Origin of the sequence: Microbacterium keratanolyticum (assembly GCF_016907255.1) — a bacterium.
Classification (GTDB): Bacteria; Actinomycetota; Actinomycetes; order Actinomycetales; family Microbacteriaceae; genus Microbacterium; species Microbacterium keratanolyticum.
The window spans coordinates 2525941-2539028 of record NZ_JAFBBQ010000001.1 but is presented as its reverse complement, the minus strand read 5'-3'; the positions used below and the strand labels follow the sequence as shown (position 1 = coordinate 2539028).

18 protein-coding genes are annotated in these 13088 nt (G+C 66.7%); 10 read left to right on the top strand and 8 right to left on the bottom strand.

Annotated features, from left to right (window positions below):
• Positions 1-7 precede the first annotated feature (7 nt).
• A complete protein-coding gene (locus tag JOD62_RS12260) occupies positions 8-1495 on the top strand; it encodes an MDR family MFS transporter (RefSeq protein ID WP_239526685.1) in 1488 nt (495 codons plus the stop codon).
• A 59-nt stretch (positions 1496-1554) separates the two neighbouring features.
• Here JOD62_RS12260 and JOD62_RS12255 read toward each other — a convergent pair whose 3' ends face one another.
• A complete protein-coding gene (locus tag JOD62_RS12255) occupies positions 1555-1692 on the bottom strand; it encodes a hypothetical protein (RefSeq protein WP_204939546.1) in 138 nt (45 codons plus the stop codon).
• 86 nt (positions 1693-1778) lie between these two features.
• Here JOD62_RS12255 and JOD62_RS12250 point away from each other — a divergent pair, with 86 nt between their 5' ends.
• Positions 1779-2294: a DUF6328 family protein gene (locus JOD62_RS12250; RefSeq protein ID WP_204939545.1), complete on the top strand. Its 516-nt coding sequence runs from the start codon at positions 1779-1781 to the stop codon at positions 2292-2294.
• Positions 2295-2299: 5 nt separating this feature from the next.
• Here JOD62_RS12250 and JOD62_RS12245 read toward each other — a convergent pair whose 3' ends face one another.
• Positions 2300-2938 carry a DUF1345 domain-containing protein gene (locus tag JOD62_RS12245; protein WP_204939544.1) on the bottom strand — a complete coding sequence of 213 codons (639 nt, stop codon included), beginning with the start codon at positions 2936-2938 and terminating at the stop codon, positions 2300-2302.
• 186 nt (positions 2939-3124) lie between these two features.
• Here JOD62_RS12245 and JOD62_RS12240 point away from each other — a divergent pair, with 186 nt between their 5' ends.
• Complete coding sequence (locus JOD62_RS12240) at positions 3125-3424, top strand: Fe-S cluster assembly protein HesB (RefSeq protein WP_204939543.1); 300 nt, start codon at positions 3125-3127, stop codon at positions 3422-3424.
• A gap of 64 nt (positions 3425-3488) precedes the next feature.
• Here JOD62_RS12240 and JOD62_RS12235 read toward each other — a convergent pair whose 3' ends face one another.
• Positions 3489-4016 carry a Dps family protein gene (locus JOD62_RS12235; RefSeq protein WP_239526684.1) on the bottom strand — a complete coding sequence of 176 codons (528 nt, stop codon included), beginning with the start codon at positions 4014-4016 and terminating at the stop codon, positions 3489-3491.
• 157 nt (positions 4017-4173) lie between these two features.
• Between JOD62_RS12235 and JOD62_RS12230 the strand changes: the two genes are divergently transcribed.
• The 3 genes from JOD62_RS12230 to JOD62_RS12220 all read left to right on the top strand — a co-directional run bounded on the left by JOD62_RS12230 (position 4174) and on the right by JOD62_RS12220 (position 6737).
• The gene (locus JOD62_RS12230) at positions 4174-5634 is read left to right on the top strand and encodes an alanine/glycine:cation symporter family protein (RefSeq protein ID WP_204939541.1); all 1461 of its coding nucleotides are present in this window, start codon (positions 4174-4176) and stop codon (positions 5632-5634) included.
• 21 nt (positions 5635-5655) lie between these two features.
• On the top strand, positions 5656-6090 hold the full coding sequence (locus JOD62_RS12225) for a hypothetical protein (protein ID WP_204939540.1): 435 nt from the start codon (positions 5656-5658) through the stop codon (positions 6088-6090).
• A 77-nt stretch (positions 6091-6167) separates the two neighbouring features.
• Complete coding sequence (locus JOD62_RS12220; RefSeq protein WP_204939539.1) at positions 6168-6737, top strand: 1-acyl-sn-glycerol-3-phosphate acyltransferase; 570 nt, start codon at positions 6168-6170, stop codon at positions 6735-6737.
• A gap of 4 nt (positions 6738-6741) precedes the next feature.
• On the opposite strand, the gene JOD62_RS12215 is transcribed toward JOD62_RS12220, so the two are convergent.
• Both JOD62_RS12215 and JOD62_RS12210 read right to left on the bottom strand, forming a co-directional pair.
• Positions 6742-7305 carry an alpha/beta fold hydrolase gene (locus tag JOD62_RS12215; RefSeq protein WP_204939538.1) on the bottom strand — a complete coding sequence of 188 codons (564 nt, stop codon included), beginning with the start codon at positions 7303-7305 and terminating at the stop codon, positions 6742-6744.
• A 147-nt stretch (positions 7306-7452) separates the two neighbouring features.
• The gene (locus JOD62_RS12210) at positions 7453-8139 is read right to left on the bottom strand and encodes a hypothetical protein (RefSeq protein WP_239526682.1); all 687 of its coding nucleotides are present in this window, start codon (positions 8137-8139) and stop codon (positions 7453-7455) included.
• A gap of 56 nt (positions 8140-8195) precedes the next feature.
• On the opposite strand from JOD62_RS12210, the gene JOD62_RS12205 reads away from it, so the two are divergent.
• Genes JOD62_RS12205 through JOD62_RS12195 form a run of 3 tightly spaced genes read left to right on the top strand, consistent with a single transcriptional unit; the run spans position 8196 to position 11227 of the window.
• Entirely contained in the window at positions 8196-8975 is a 780-nt protein-coding gene (locus JOD62_RS12205) for a hypothetical protein (RefSeq protein WP_204939536.1), read from the top strand.
• Positions 8976-8985: 10 nt separating this feature from the next.
• A complete protein-coding gene (locus JOD62_RS12200; RefSeq protein ID WP_204939535.1) occupies positions 8986-10017 on the top strand; it encodes a S66 family peptidase in 1032 nt (343 codons plus the stop codon).
• Positions 10018-10024: 7 nt separating this feature from the next.
• Positions 10025-11227 carry a low temperature requirement protein A gene (locus JOD62_RS12195; RefSeq protein WP_239526680.1) on the top strand — a complete coding sequence of 401 codons (1203 nt, stop codon included), beginning with the start codon at positions 10025-10027 and terminating at the stop codon, positions 11225-11227.
• A gap of 13 nt (positions 11228-11240) precedes the next feature.
• Here JOD62_RS12195 and JOD62_RS12190 read toward each other — a convergent pair whose 3' ends face one another.
• Positions 11241-11597 carry a VOC family protein gene (locus JOD62_RS12190; RefSeq protein ID WP_204939534.1) on the bottom strand — a complete coding sequence of 119 codons (357 nt, stop codon included), beginning with the start codon at positions 11595-11597 and terminating at the stop codon, positions 11241-11243.
• Positions 11598-11714: 117 nt separating this feature from the next.
• On the opposite strand from JOD62_RS12190, the gene JOD62_RS12185 reads away from it, so the two are divergent.
• Entirely contained in the window at positions 11715-12131 is a 417-nt protein-coding gene (locus tag JOD62_RS12185; RefSeq protein WP_204939533.1) for a GNAT family N-acetyltransferase, read from the top strand.
• 28 nt (positions 12132-12159) lie between these two features.
• On the opposite strand, the gene JOD62_RS12180 is transcribed toward JOD62_RS12185, so the two are convergent.
• Both JOD62_RS12180 and JOD62_RS12175 read right to left on the bottom strand, forming a co-directional pair.
• Entirely contained in the window at positions 12160-12846 is a 687-nt protein-coding gene (locus JOD62_RS12180; protein ID WP_204939532.1) for an SDR family oxidoreductase, read from the bottom strand.
• 4 nt (positions 12847-12850) lie between these two features.
• The gene (locus JOD62_RS12175) at positions 12851-13087 is read right to left on the bottom strand and encodes a hypothetical protein (protein WP_271171531.1); all 237 of its coding nucleotides are present in this window, start codon (positions 13085-13087) and stop codon (positions 12851-12853) included.
• Position 13088 lies beyond the last annotated feature (1 nt).

Below are 13088 nucleotides of genomic sequence, written 5' to 3'. Positions count from 1 at the left end.
GGAATCCTTGTCTGCTGTCGACACCGGGGCGACCCCCGTGATCTCCTCCGCCGAGGAGCCCAAGACCCTGATCCCGCGTCGCGATATGCGCGTGATCTGGGTACTGCTGACCGCGGCCTTCGTCGCGATCCTGAACGAGACGACCATGGGCATCGCGATCCCGCACCTCATGGACGACCTCGGCATCTCGCCGCTTGCCGCCCAGTGGGTCACGAGCGCCTTCATGCTCACGATGGCCGTCGTGATTCCGATCACCGGATTCCTGCTGCGCCGCTTCACGACGCGTCAGATCTTCCTCGCCGCGCTCTCGCTGTTCTCAGTGGGAACGCTCATGGCGGCACTCGCCTTCGGCTTCGAAATGCTCCTCGTCGCACGGGTCGTGCAGGCGGCGGGCACCGCGATGATGATGCCGCTGCTTATGACGACCATCATGAACCTCGTGCCGCCCGCGGCGCGCGGTCGCATGATGGGCCGGGTGAGCATCGTGATGTCGCTCGCCCCGGCGATCGGCCCGACGCTGTCCGGCTTCCTGCTCGACCACCTCGGATGGCGCTCGATCTTCTTCATCGTGCTCCCGATCGCGCTCGTCGCGCTCTTCATCGGGTGGCGCTGGCTGACGAATGTCGGCGAGACGATGGATGCTCCCATCGATGTGCTCTCGATCCTGCTGTCGGCTCTCGGCTTCGGAGGTCTTGTCTTCGGCCTCAGCCAGATCGGCGCGCTCGCGGGCACCGCCGTCTCCCCCGCCCCGCTGCTCATCGCTCTGGGTGTCGGGGTCGTGGGTCTCGCCCTGTTCCTCTGGCGCCAGGTCGTACTGCAGAAGAAGGATGACGCGCTGCTCGACCTGCGCGTGTTCCGCTCTCGCGACTTCACGCTGTCGATGGCACAGATGTTCCTGCTGGCCCTCGCCTTCTTCGGATCGATCACGGTCGTGCCGCTGTTCCTGCAGAACGCCATGGGTCTGCCGGCGATGGACGCAGGCCTCGTCGCGCTGCCGGGCGCCCTGGCCATGGGTCTGCTCGGTCCGCTCATCGGCCGGATCTACGACCTGCACGGCACGCGGATCCTCCTGGTTCCCGGTGCGATCATGGCAGCGAGCATGCTGTGGCTGTTCACGTCGTTCACCGAGGCGACGCCTCTCTGGCTCGTCGTCGTGGCGCAGACCGCGCTCTCGGTCGGACTCGCGCTGTCGTTCACGCCGCTGTTCACGGCAGCGCTGGCCTCGCTGCAGCCGAAGTTCTACTCCTACGGCAGCGCGGTGATCGGCACCGTACAGCAGGTGGCCGGTGCCGCGGGCATCGCCGTGATGATGGCCGTGTTCACGGTCGCCGTGAACGCCGGCGGCGGCAGCCACGTCCCAGAGGCCGTGGCGCACGGCTCGCGTCTGGCCTTCGTGCTGGGTGCGATCATCGCGACGATCACGATCGTCGGCGCGTTCTTCATCCGCAAGCCCGCCGACAACCCCGCTGAGGCTCCTGCAGGCCACGGTCACTGACCGCGCACACGAAAGAACCCCCGCACATCCGTGTGCGGGGGTTCTCTGTCGTCATGGGCTCAGAGGCCTGTGCTGCAGGCGCCTCCGCCACAGCATCCGCCTGCCGTCTCATCGACCGGCAGCAGGTTCAGCGACCCCGGCGGCGCCTGAAGCGGGGTCGTGAGGGGTGCGGATGCAGGAGGGGTCGGCGTGGTCATCCCCCCATGCTACGCCGCTCCCTCCGCACATGGGCCAAGCGCCAGACCATCTCGTCGGACGCGCCATGCGCTGGCAAGATAAGGGCATGACCTCGGAGTCGGACGAACACAGGCACGACGATCGCGATGACGGCCGCCAGGAGACGGCGATCGAGCGCGCCGACCGCAACTGGGAGGAGCTCCTTCAAGAACTGCGCGTCATGCAGACCGGTACGCAGATCCTCACGGGGTTTCTGCTCGCCGTTGCGTTCCAGCCCCGATTCACAGAGCTGGATGCCGCGCAGGTGAGCCTCTACGTCATCCTGGTGCTGCTGGCCGCGCTCGCGACGGTCCTCGCCCTTGCGCCGGTGGGGCTGCACCGCGCACTGTTCGGGAAGCAGCTGAAACCCGTTCTGGTGCGGCATGCGGCGCTGATTGTTCGGATCGATCTGCTGGTGATCGGTGCGCTGAGCGTGGGCGTGACCACGCTGATCATCGACTTCACGATGCACCGTACGGCGGCACTCATCACTCTCGTGGCGTCGTCCCTGCTCGTCCTCATCCTGTGGCTGGTCGTGCCGATGGCGATCCGACACCGGCGCGCACGCGACTCCGACAACTAGAGACGTCAGCCCAGTGTGGCAATGAGATTGATGATCGTCGCGAGAATGACCGCCCCGAAGAGGTAGGCAAGAAGCGTCTGCGCGATCACGATGCGGCGAATCGCATTCGAACGCACCGTCGTGTCCGCCACCTGATAGGTCATACCGAGGCCCACCGAGAAGTAGGCGAAGTCGGTGTACTCCGGATCCTCCTGCTGCGCGAAGTCGATCCCTCCGCGGTCGTCCTGATAGAAGACGCGCGCGTACCTCAGCATGTAGTCGACCTGGATGAGCGCCCAGGATGCCACGACGCTGAGGATCGCGATTCCCGCGAGCGCGAGCGCGTCGATGCCCTGTGCGTTGCGCGCCTGCACGACGACCAGAACGACGGCCGCAAGACTGACGCCACTTCCGATCGTGGCGATCAATCTCGCTGTGCGTCGGCCAGGGTCCTCCGCCGTCGCATGAGCGCGTGTCTGGGCCGCATCCATGCGCCAAACCTCGAGGAGAACCCAGACCACGTTGACGACCGCCAGCGTTCCCCACCCGGCGACGATGCCCGCGGCGATTCCCCCGACGGATCCGGCCGCGATCCCGACGACGACTCCGCCCAGTGCCGACGCACTCGCCCGCCACCGGACCTGCCTGCGCTCGGGGTGCTTCATGCCCCGAATGGTAGCCCGCGATACCCGCCCGCGTGCGGACGCGCGCGGATTCTTGCACGGGCGATCCGGGCTTCGTGTGAAAGCCCTCCGAATGGGCGCGTGCGGGTTGTGAGAGCTCTCGGCCTCGACAACCGTGGAATGCAGGCGATGCATCCGCATCGCTCACGCAACCGGAAGGACAGCAGCATGCTCACTCTGACCGACAACGCCACCGCGATCGTCTCGACGCTCGTCAGCCGACGCAGCAGCGCCTCTGAGGCAGGACTGCGAATCCACACGACGGATGAACCGGGAGCAGACGGCGCAGCACGATTCGCCGTCGACGTCGCCTCCGCACCGGAGGCCGCCGATGCCATCGTCGAGGCGTCCGGCGCACGTATCTTCCTGGAGGAGCAGGCGGCCGTCGCTCTCTCCGACAAGGTCCTCGATGCCGCGGTCGACGATGAGGGCGCGGTGTCTTTCGCCGTCCTCGCGCAGACCGTCTGATCTGAGACAAGGAACGCCGCGGCCTCCGAGGGGGCCGCGGCGTTCCTTGTTGTCGCGTGCGTTGTCAGCCTTTGGACGCGGCCTTCGCGCGCGCCGTACTCTTCGCCGGGGTGCGCTTCTCCGCAGACACCATCCAGGCGAACTGCTCAAGGCTCTCGATCACGGCGTGCAGGATGTCTGCCGACGTGGGATCTTCCTCATCAACACCGTCGTGCACGTCGCGCATGGTCTGCACGGCCGCCTCCAGGCGCTCGGTGATCAGGTCGACGACATCGTCCGTCGACACCTCCCCCTCGGGGAACCCTGGCAGGCTCGACGCCTCGGCGACGGTCGCGGTGCGGCCGTCGGGAACCGCGTGGATCGCACGCATGCGCTCCGCGACCGTGTCGCTGAAACCGCGAGCGGCGTCGATGATCTCGTCGAGCTGGCGGTGCATGTCTCGGAAGTTCCGTCCGACGACGTTCCAGTGTGCCTGCTTGCCCTGCATGGCGAGATCGAGCAGGTCGACCAGCACGCGCTGAAGCGCCGTGGCGAGGTCTCCGGATGCGGTGAAACCGTGTTCTGCGTTCTGTCGACGGGTGGTCTTTGCCATCGTGCTCTCCTCGTTCTGTGTCATGCCGATTCGGTCTCGACGCCTGGTCTGCGCCGTGCACGACGCTACGACGAAGGCATGTGCGAGACGAGGGGGTTGACTTTACCAGGGGCGCGCCTCTGGTTCGAGGCGCGGATGTGCCGCGATACTGACGGCTATGGATGCTGTGAATGAGTGGCTGCTGACCTGGGGCGACAATCTCTGGACGTGGGCGGTGCTCCCCGTCGTGATCGCGCTGGGGCTGTACTTCACCGTGCGCTCGGGCGTCGTGCAGTTCCGTCTGATTCCGGAGATGATCCGTACTCTCACCGACAAGACGCCGCGCACCGCAGACGGCACGCCGCAGTCCGTGTCGGCGTTCCAGGCGTTCACGATCTCGGCCGCGTCACGCGTCGGCGTCGGCAACATCGCCGGTGTCGGCACGGCGATCGCCATCGGCGGGCCCGGAGCGGTGTTCTGGATGTGGCTCATGGCCTTCGTCGGTGGCGCGTCGTCGTTCATCGAGTCCTCGCTCGCGCAGCTGTACAAGACGAGGGATGCCGACGGCTTCCGTGGCGGTCCCGCGTACTACATGCAGCGCGGTCTCGGTGCCCGCTGGATGGGCGTGCTCTTCGCGGTCATCCTTATCGTCTGTTTCCCCGTCGCGTTCAGCTCGCTGCAGGCCAACACGATTCAGGCAACGCTCGCCGGCAGCTTCGGCGGCATGGAGCTCAGCTGGCTGCCCTGGGTCGTGGGCGGCGTGCTCGCCGTGCTGATGGCCGCGGTGATCTTCGGCGGGGTGCGCCGCATCGCGTCGGTGACCCAGATGCTCGTGCCGCTCATGGCGCTGCTGTACCTGCTGGTCGGACTCGTGATCGTCGCCATTCACATCGAGCGCCTGCCCGAAGTCTTCGGGGCGATCTTCACCCAGGCGTTCGGTCCGAACGAGATCGTCGGCGCTGCTCTCGGCTACATCATCCTCACCGGCGTCAAGCGGGGCATGTTCTCGAATGAGGCCGGTCTCGGGTCAGCTCCGAATGCCGGTGCGAGCGCCGCGGTCACGCACCCCGTCAAGCAGGGGCTCGTGCAGACTCTCGGCGTCTACTTCGACACGTTCCTGGTGTGCTCGATCACCGCGTTCATCGTGCTCGTCTCGGTGCCCGATCTTGCGAATGCCGAGCGGGGCATCTCTCTCACGCAGGGTGCGATGGTCAGCGCCCTGGGCGAATGGTCGAACGTCCTGTTGAGCGTGATCATCTTCCTCCTCGCGTTCAGCTCGATCCTCGGCAACTACTACTACGGACAGTCGAACATCGAGTTCATCACGATGCGTCCTGCCGTGCTGCTGTCGTATCGCGTGCTGGCGATCCTCGCCGTGTTCGTCGGGTCGGTGGTCTCGGCTGATGTCGTCTGGAACTTTGCCGACGGTGCGATGGGCATCATGGCGCTGGTGAACCTCATCGCGATCGCACTGCTCTCGGGCATCGCATTCCGACTGCTCAAGGACTACACCGAGCAACGCCGCGCAGGTCTGGATCCGGTGTTCACGAAGGCACGGATGCCTGATGTGAAGGGGATCGAAGTCTGGGAGGATGAGCTCTCCGTGACGGGTCCGATCGACCTGCCGCGCCGCCGCTGATCCCTGAACGAAGGAGCACTCATGGCTGAGAAGAGCGAAGGGCTTTCCGCGCAGGAGCGCGAGGCCGTCAAACAGCGCGCCGCGGAGTTGCGCGCGGAGCAGAAAGCCGGAAAGAACCGCGACGCCGGCGAGAAGGCCATCCGCGAAGCGATCGAGGCGATGCCGCCGAACGATCGTGAACTCGCGGAAGGCATCCATCGGGTCGTGGCCGAGGTGGCAGCCCACCTGATGCCGAAGACCTGGTACGGATTCCCGGCATACACGGATGCGGCCGGAAAGGTCGTGGTCTTCTTCAAGGCCGCGTCGAAGTACGAGTCCCGCTATGCGACGCTCGGCTTCGAAGAGGCCGCGCACCTCGACGACGGAGACATGTGGGTGACCTCCTTCGCGCTGCTGGCCTGGACGCCCGAGACGGAGAAGAAGGTCACGGAGTACATCCGCGCGGCTGCGAACTAAGCCCGGGACGCGGCATCCGCCTCTCCCCCGGTCGACGCATGCCGCACCCTGCATACGGGGTGTCCTAGCGTGGACGGATGCTTCGCCGTACCCTGGCCCGGATGTATTGGGCGCTCAGCCGCTGGACTCTGAAGACGGAGGCGGCGCCCACTCGTCCGACTGTTCTGATCGGCGCTCCGCATACGTCCAACTGGGATTTCGTCCTCATGCTCGCGATCGCCTGGCGCCTCGGGATCGACGTGCGCTGGCTCGGCAAGAGCAGCCTGTTCGCCGGATGGCGCGGACCGATCATGCGTCGTCTCGGGGGCATCCCGGTCGATCGATCCGACCCGAGCCGCGTCGTCGGCGATGTCGTGGCGCGTGTGCGCGCAGGCGAGACCTTCGGCCTGGTCGTGACCCCCGACGGGACCCGCAAGGGCCACACGCACTGGAAGAGCGGGTTCTATCGCATCGCCCGGGAGACGGGGATGCCGGTCACTCTCGGATACGTCGATCGCACGACCATGACGACGGGACTCGGCCCCACGATCGAGCTCACCGGCGACATCCCTGCGGACATGGACCGCATCCGCGCGTTCTACGCGGACAAGGCAGGGTTCCGCCCACAGCACCGCATCGAACCGCGACTGCGCGAAGAAGCCGCCTGAGGCGTCAGTCCCAGTCCAGATATTCCTCGATGATGACGGCGGTCTCGATCGGGTGCGTCACCGGGAACAGGTGATCAGCTCCCTCGACCGTTTTGATGCTGGCACGATCGGGTGCCGTGGCCTGCAGCTTCTCGCCGTTCGCGAAGGGGGCCGTGGCGTCTTCGGTGGCCTGCACGATCAGCACGGGGATCATCGGCGCGAGCGGGATGTCGACGTCTTCGACGCCGAGGAGGAGCAGACCGTTGAGGCGCTCGGTGTGGGTGTTCGCGTACTCACGGGCGATCGTTCCGCCTGCGCCGTATCCCCCGATCCACGTCGTCGCGAATCCGAGGTGATCGATGACCGCCTCGACGTCAGCGATGCGGTCGGCGACAGCAGTGCGATCCGCGCTCTGACCCACGCGCACGACGCGGAAGCCGGCTTCTTCGTCGAGGTAGTGCGTGACGGTTCCGAGGCCGTCGCGCTCGAGCGACTCCGACGCGATGAGCACGAGTCCGATCGGTCCCGATCCCTCTTCGATGTAGGGGATGGCGCGGCCTTCGGTCTCGAAGATGCGATGCTGCGTCATGTGTCGTATGCCTTCCTCTGGCGTCATCCGGCGCGTCTTCGTCGCCATCGCCGAAGTCACCTCACTGCGAACAAGGCTAACCCACATCGATCGGCTCCCCGCAGGAGCGGGCGCGGCCGACGAACCGCGGATGACACGACAGCGGAACTACCTCGCAAGCGGCGATGCGATCTTGGCTGAGCGGTAGCTCTGGCCGTTCCTGGTCTGCTGCCAGCGGCGCCAGTGCTTCGTCGAGAGTCGGAACGGAAGGTGCGCTTGCAGATGGCCTGCGGCGCGTGCGAGTTCCTCATCCGTGTCGGGGAGATTGACCCAGAGAGACAGAGAGGATCCTGCCGTTCCGACCGATGCGCGGATGCCGGACCGTCCGAGGCGACGGCCGTAGCCGTCGACGGCGAAATCGTCGAAAGCCTCGGGGGTGATGTTCGCGTAGGCGGTGCCGGTCCGCGGGTCGATCAAGCCCCCTTCGACCGTGCGTACGAGCGCAGCAAGGGAATGTCCGCCGTGCGCGGGGAGGCCGGCTGCGCCGATCTCCGTGAGTGCGCTGAGCACGGTCTCGAGCGCTTCGGGGCGTACGTTCCATTCGGTCCGTGCATGGTCGCGCCGAGAGGGCCCGCCCAGCGCGGACGATGCGACGTCCATGACGTGCTGTGTCGCTTCTGCGGGGCCGCCCGCCCAGAGGCGCAGTGTCACGCGATCGGACAGCGGCACGAGGCACGCGTCGACGAACTTCCCGACCGAGGACCATGCAGCCGCCGGCTTCTTCACGCGAAGCGCGTGGGCACCGCCGGACGACGCAGGAAGACCGTCATAGGTGACGACGCTCGAGAGTCCCATGACCGACATGCTATCGAGCGGCCAGATGCTCGCGTCCGCAGCCCTAGGATGACGTCATGTCCAGTCAGGCCTTCGACCTTCCCGTTCCGGCACGCGGGGAGAATCCGGACGGCTACAGCACGACGACGCTGCTTCTCGAGGGGGACCTTCTCCTGACGTCGTGGGTGGATGGCATCGCGGCCGTGCGCGTGGGCATTCTCCGCCTCACAGATGGCAGTTGGCGCATCCTCAAGGGGGTGCGCGGGATGCTCCGTGACGCGCTGGCGCTCCCCGGAGGCCGCGCTCTCCTCCTCACCGACTACGGGCTGTTCGAGATCGATCTCGCGATCCTCATGGTCACACGAAAGCTCACCGCAAAGATCGGCAGACACAACACCTCGATGCAGCGCGTCTCGGATGACGTCGTGGCCGTCGGAAACGATGCCAAGGCCACCGACATCCTCGTATCGCTGGCGGCGTGGGAACCGGTCGGGCGTCGGCGTCGCGTGTCCGGGTCGGCGAGTCTCGTCAATGCCGCAGCCGCACGGGCGGGCATCATCCGCGTTCTCGAGGAGCGAGACGGGGTCACGGTCGGCGCGACGAGCCCCTACCCCGGAGAGCACGACCAGCGGATGCTGGTGCTCGACACCGCCGGGAGCGTCGTCTGCGACGAGGTGATGCCCTGGGGAGTGGCCAGTGTGGTCTTCTGGGGCGGCGGGATCATCGCTTCCCCGCTGCGCCTGGCGGAGCACGTTCCGCTCCGCGCGATCCCGTCCGTGCACGGATGTCCCGTGGACGGGGCTCACGACCTCGCCGCGCTTCAGAAGCACGCCGCTGCACCGACATCTGCCCCCTGAGAGGAGTTCCGTGCCCATTCGCTATCCCGCACCGCTTGTTCCGGGTGACACGATCGCCGTCACCTCGCCCTCCAGCGGGGTGACGAATGGCGAACGCGCACGGTTGGAGTTGGCGATCGCCGGGCTTCGCGACCGTGGATTCAATATCGTCGTCGGTTCCTGCATGGATGGCACGCGCCATGTGAGCGCACCAGCGCGGGAACGCGCCCGCGAACTCCAGATGTTCCTGACGGATCCGGGCATCCGTGCCGTCGTCCCGCCGTGGGGCGGAGTGACGGCGATCGACCTCCTTCCGCTCTTGGACTGGGAGGTGATCGGCGAGGCAGAGCCCACGTGGTTCGTCGGTTTCTCCGACATCTCGACGCTCCTGACGCCGCTCACGCTCCTGACCGGAGTCGCCACGGTGCACGGCAACAATCTGATGGACACTCCCTACCGGGCGCCCGACGGACTCTTCGGATGGGAGGACATCACGGCGCTGTCCGAAGGCGCGAGCTTCACGCAGACACCGCCGGGGCGATTCCGTGCGATCGGCTGGGACAACTATCTGACGCATCCCGACATCGACGAGATGACGCTGGACACCCCGGGGACCTGGAGTCGGTTCGATGAAGGCCCCGAAGACGTCGACGTGACCGGCCGGCTGATCGGCGGATGCATCGACACCCTGTGCAACGTCGCGGGAACTCCCTACGGCGATGTCCCGACATTCGTCGATCAGCACGCACCCGAGGGGCTCATCGTGTACGTGGAAGCGTCGAGCAAGGATGCGCTCACCACATGCCGCGCCCTGCACGGCATGCGGCTCGCCGGCTTCTTCGACCGCGCGAGCGCCGTCCTCATCGGACGCACCCGCGCTCCGGACACCGAGTACATGACGCAGCGCGAGGCCGTTCTCGATGCACTCGGCGGACTCGGGGTGCCGCTCATCGGCGATGTCGAGTGTGGGCATGTGCAGCCGTTCATGCCCATCGTGAACGGCGCCCTCGGACGTGTGCGCATGACGCGCAGCATCCGCTCCCTGACCCAGACGCTTGCGTGAGGACACCATGACCACAGACCTGCTGCACCGCATCGGCCTGATCCGCATGTCGGGGCGTGACCCTCGCCAATCGCACCGCGTCGCAAGCCCCCTGGAGCTGTTCTTCGACCTCGTCTTCGTGGTCGCGGTCTCGCAGGCGTCGCAGAGCCTGCACCACGGCATCGCGGAGGGTCACGCCGCCGAGACGACGCTGTCGTACGCGATGGTGTTCTTCGCGATCTGGTGGGCATGGATGAACTTCACCTGGTTCGCCTCGGCATTCGACACGGATGACTGGCTGTATCGCGTGACGACCATCGCGCAGATGGCCGGCGTGCTCGTATTGGCCGCGGGCGTCCACGATGCGATGGCGGAGGGCGACTGGGCGACCGTGACGTGGGGCTACGTCATCATGCGACTGGCCCTCGTGACCCAGTGGCTGCGGCTCGCGCTGTCCGACCCCGAGAACAGGTCCATTGCGCTGCGATACGCCGCAGGGATCGCGATCGTGCAGGTGCTGTGGCTGGCCCGCCTGCCGCTCGATGGCCCCGCCCAGTTCTGGACGTTCTGGGTCATGGTCGCGCTGGAGCTTCTCGTGCCGGTCTGGGCGGAGCGGAAGCGGCGCACGCCGTGGCATCCGCACCACATCGCGGAACGGTTCAGCCTGTTCACGCTCATCCTGCTCGGCGAGAGCCTACTCGCCTCCGCGAACTCGATCATCGGCGCACGCAACGGCGAAGCCCGTGTCGACGGCCTGATCGGTCTCGCCGTCGCGGGCATCGTGACGGCCGCCGCACTGTGGTGGGTCTACTTCTCCCGGGCGCAGGGCGAGCGCCTCACGCGCAACTCCCGCGGCTTCGCCTTCGGGTACGCGCACTACCTCATCTTCGCGGCGATCGGAGCTGTCTCCGCGGGCATCGAGGTCGAACTCGACCTGCTCACCGGAGGGGCTGAGCATCTCACCGTCGCGACGGCCTCTCTCGCTTTCACGATCCCCGTCGCGGTCTACATGGTCATGGCGTGGGCGGTGCTGCTGCGCGGGCAGGTGTCGGGCGCAGCATCCGCGATCTTCCTCGTCTGCGCAGGAGGAGTGCTGCTGTGTGCCATCGCCCCCGTGTTCACCGTCGCCGGCACCGCCGCACTCCTGTGCGTTGCCGTCGCGGTCATGGAACGTGAACGGGCGCGAGCACGGTCACTGTCAGACCTCGAGACCGCCCGCCACGACGGGTGAGGGATGTCGGCCGTCACGCCTCTGCGAAGACGCCCAGTCGATTGCCACTCGGGTCCTCGAACTCGAAGCGTCGGCCGCCAGGGAACTCGTAGGGCCCGGTGACGATGACTCCCCCAGCGTCACGAACCGCGTCGACGGTGGCATCCAGATCTGTCGAGAAGAGCAGGACCAGCGGCCCCTGACCGGGCTGCGCACCGGCATCCAAGCCACCGACCTCGCCTTCGCCGTCGGGAGCCTGGATCCCTCGGTATGTCGGACCGTAGTCGTTGAACTTCCAACCGAACGCGGCTTCGTAGAAGGCCTGCGTCGCGGCGAGATCGTCCACGCCGAACTCGACGTAGCTGAGGGCATGATGCTGAGGGTGAGCCACGGGAGAACCTCCTGAGAGTGAGTTGTCATCATCGTAGGGCGGGGGTCCGACATGCGAACGCGCGGTGCGCGGCCGGAACAAGCTGCGTCAGCTGCCGGTGCTGGAACAATGTTCTCCATGACTCTCGCCGACCGGTACGAACTGATCCATGACGCACCACCCGTGGACGCCTATGTCGCGCTGCGCACGGACGCAGGACTCTCACCGAAGACGGTCGAACAGGGAGCCGCCGCGATCGCAGGCACCTGGTTCTTCTGCCACATCCGCGAACGCTCGACCGCCCAGGTCGTCGCGATGGGCCGCGTGATCGGTGACGGAGGGTGGTACTTCCACATCGCCGACATCGCGACGCATCCGGACCATCAGCGGATGGGACTCGGTCGGGCCGTGATGGACACCCTCGTCGCGCGGATCCAGGACACGGCTCCGGCGAACCCGTACATCACGCTCCTCGCGGATCCTCCTGGTCGCCGGCTGTACGAACAGATCGGATTCGTGGAGACCGCTCCGACCGTGGGGATGCGACGGAGCTAGATCCCGCCCCGCGCGAAGGCGGGCACGCTCACTCTGCGCGCAATGTCACATCCGTCAGCTGTGCGCCGCGCGGGAGATCGAGCATCGCCAGGATCGTTGTTGCGGCGACATCCGGATCAATCAGTCCTGCTGTGGTGTACTCGCGACCCTCTTGCTGAAACACGCGCTCCTGCATGGGAGTGGCGGTGCGGCTGGGATAGATCGTGCCGACGCGGATGCCGTGCTCGGCTTCCTCTGCGCGCAGCCCATCAGCCAGCGCGCGCAGACCATGCTTGGATGCCGCGTACGCGGACCATCCTGCGGAGGTGCGCAACCCGGCACCCGAGTTGACGAACAGCACCTGCCCGCGCGTGAGACGCAGTTGGGGCAGCAGGAGACGGGTGAGTTCCGCCGGCCCGACGAGGTTCACGGCGAGCTGAGACTCCCAGAGGTTCACTGGCGTATCCGCGACTGCTCCCAGATCGACGATCCCTGCGACATGCACGAGGCTGTCAAGCCGTGCGGGAAGACTCTGGTGCGAGAGCGCCCACGACAGGCGTCCTGGCTCGGACAAGTCTCCGACAAGGGTCTGCGCCCCCGGAAGCTGCTCTGCCAGCGCACGCGCGCGACCGGCGTCCCGGGCAAGAAGAACGAGCTCGTCACCCCGCGCGATCAAGCGTTTCGCGACAAGAGCACCGATTCCGGACCCCGCGCCGGTGAGAAGATGAACAGCCACAGCTCTATCGTGGCACAGCGCGCGGGGGTCTCCGCGGCGGAGGCGGCGGCACCTCTTTCGCGAGGTGCACGTCCGCGAACGCGATCGTCACCATGCCGCGACGTGTCTCAATCAGACAGTGCTGGGCGTCGCGCTCACGCAGGTAGCCGACGGCGTCGGTGTACCCGCCCTCGATGCGCGTGCGCACCGTCATCCGCGTACCGAGGGCGGCGGATCGGATGAACTCCACAGGGTCTGACACG

What these genes read in the sequence shown, in the direction of transcription:
- JOD62_RS12230 (WP_204939541.1), top strand. Translation starts at nt 4,174, where the DNA reads ATGGATGCTGTGAATGAGTGGCTGCTGACCTGGGGCGACAATCTCTGG.
- JOD62_RS12185 (WP_204939533.1), top strand. Translation starts at nt 11,715, where the DNA reads ATGACTCTCGCCGACCGGTACGAACTGATCCATGACGCACCACCCGTG.
- JOD62_RS12240 (WP_204939543.1), top strand. Translation starts at nt 3,125, where the DNA reads ATGCTCACTCTGACCGACAACGCCACCGCGATCGTCTCGACGCTCGTC.
- JOD62_RS12215 (WP_204939538.1), bottom strand. Translation starts at nt 7,305, where the DNA reads ATGACGCAGCATCGCATCTTCGAGACCGAAGGCCGCGCCATCCCCTAC.
- JOD62_RS12220 (WP_204939539.1), top strand. Translation starts at nt 6,168, where the DNA reads ATGCTTCGCCGTACCCTGGCCCGGATGTATTGGGCGCTCAGCCGCTGG.
- JOD62_RS12255 (WP_204939546.1), bottom strand. Translation starts at nt 1,692, where the DNA reads ATGACCACGCCGACCCCTCCTGCATCCGCACCCCTCACGACCCCGCTT.
- JOD62_RS12225 (WP_204939540.1), top strand. Translation starts at nt 5,656, where the DNA reads ATGGCTGAGAAGAGCGAAGGGCTTTCCGCGCAGGAGCGCGAGGCCGTC.
- JOD62_RS12195 (WP_239526680.1), top strand. Translation starts at nt 10,025, where the DNA reads ATGACCACAGACCTGCTGCACCGCATCGGCCTGATCCGCATGTCGGGG.
- JOD62_RS12210 (WP_239526682.1), bottom strand. Translation starts at nt 8,139, where the DNA reads ATGGGACTCTCGAGCGTCGTCACCTATGACGGTCTTCCTGCGTCGTCC.
- JOD62_RS12235 (WP_239526684.1), bottom strand. Translation starts at nt 4,016, where the DNA reads ATGGCAAAGACCACCCGTCGACAGAACGCAGAACACGGTTTCACCGCA.
- JOD62_RS12205 (WP_204939536.1), top strand. Translation starts at nt 8,196, where the DNA reads ATGTCCAGTCAGGCCTTCGACCTTCCCGTTCCGGCACGCGGGGAGAAT.
- JOD62_RS12250 (WP_204939545.1), top strand. Translation starts at nt 1,779, where the DNA reads ATGACCTCGGAGTCGGACGAACACAGGCACGACGATCGCGATGACGGC.
- JOD62_RS12245 (WP_204939544.1), bottom strand. Translation starts at nt 2,938, where the DNA reads ATGAAGCACCCCGAGCGCAGGCAGGTCCGGTGGCGGGCGAGTGCGTCG.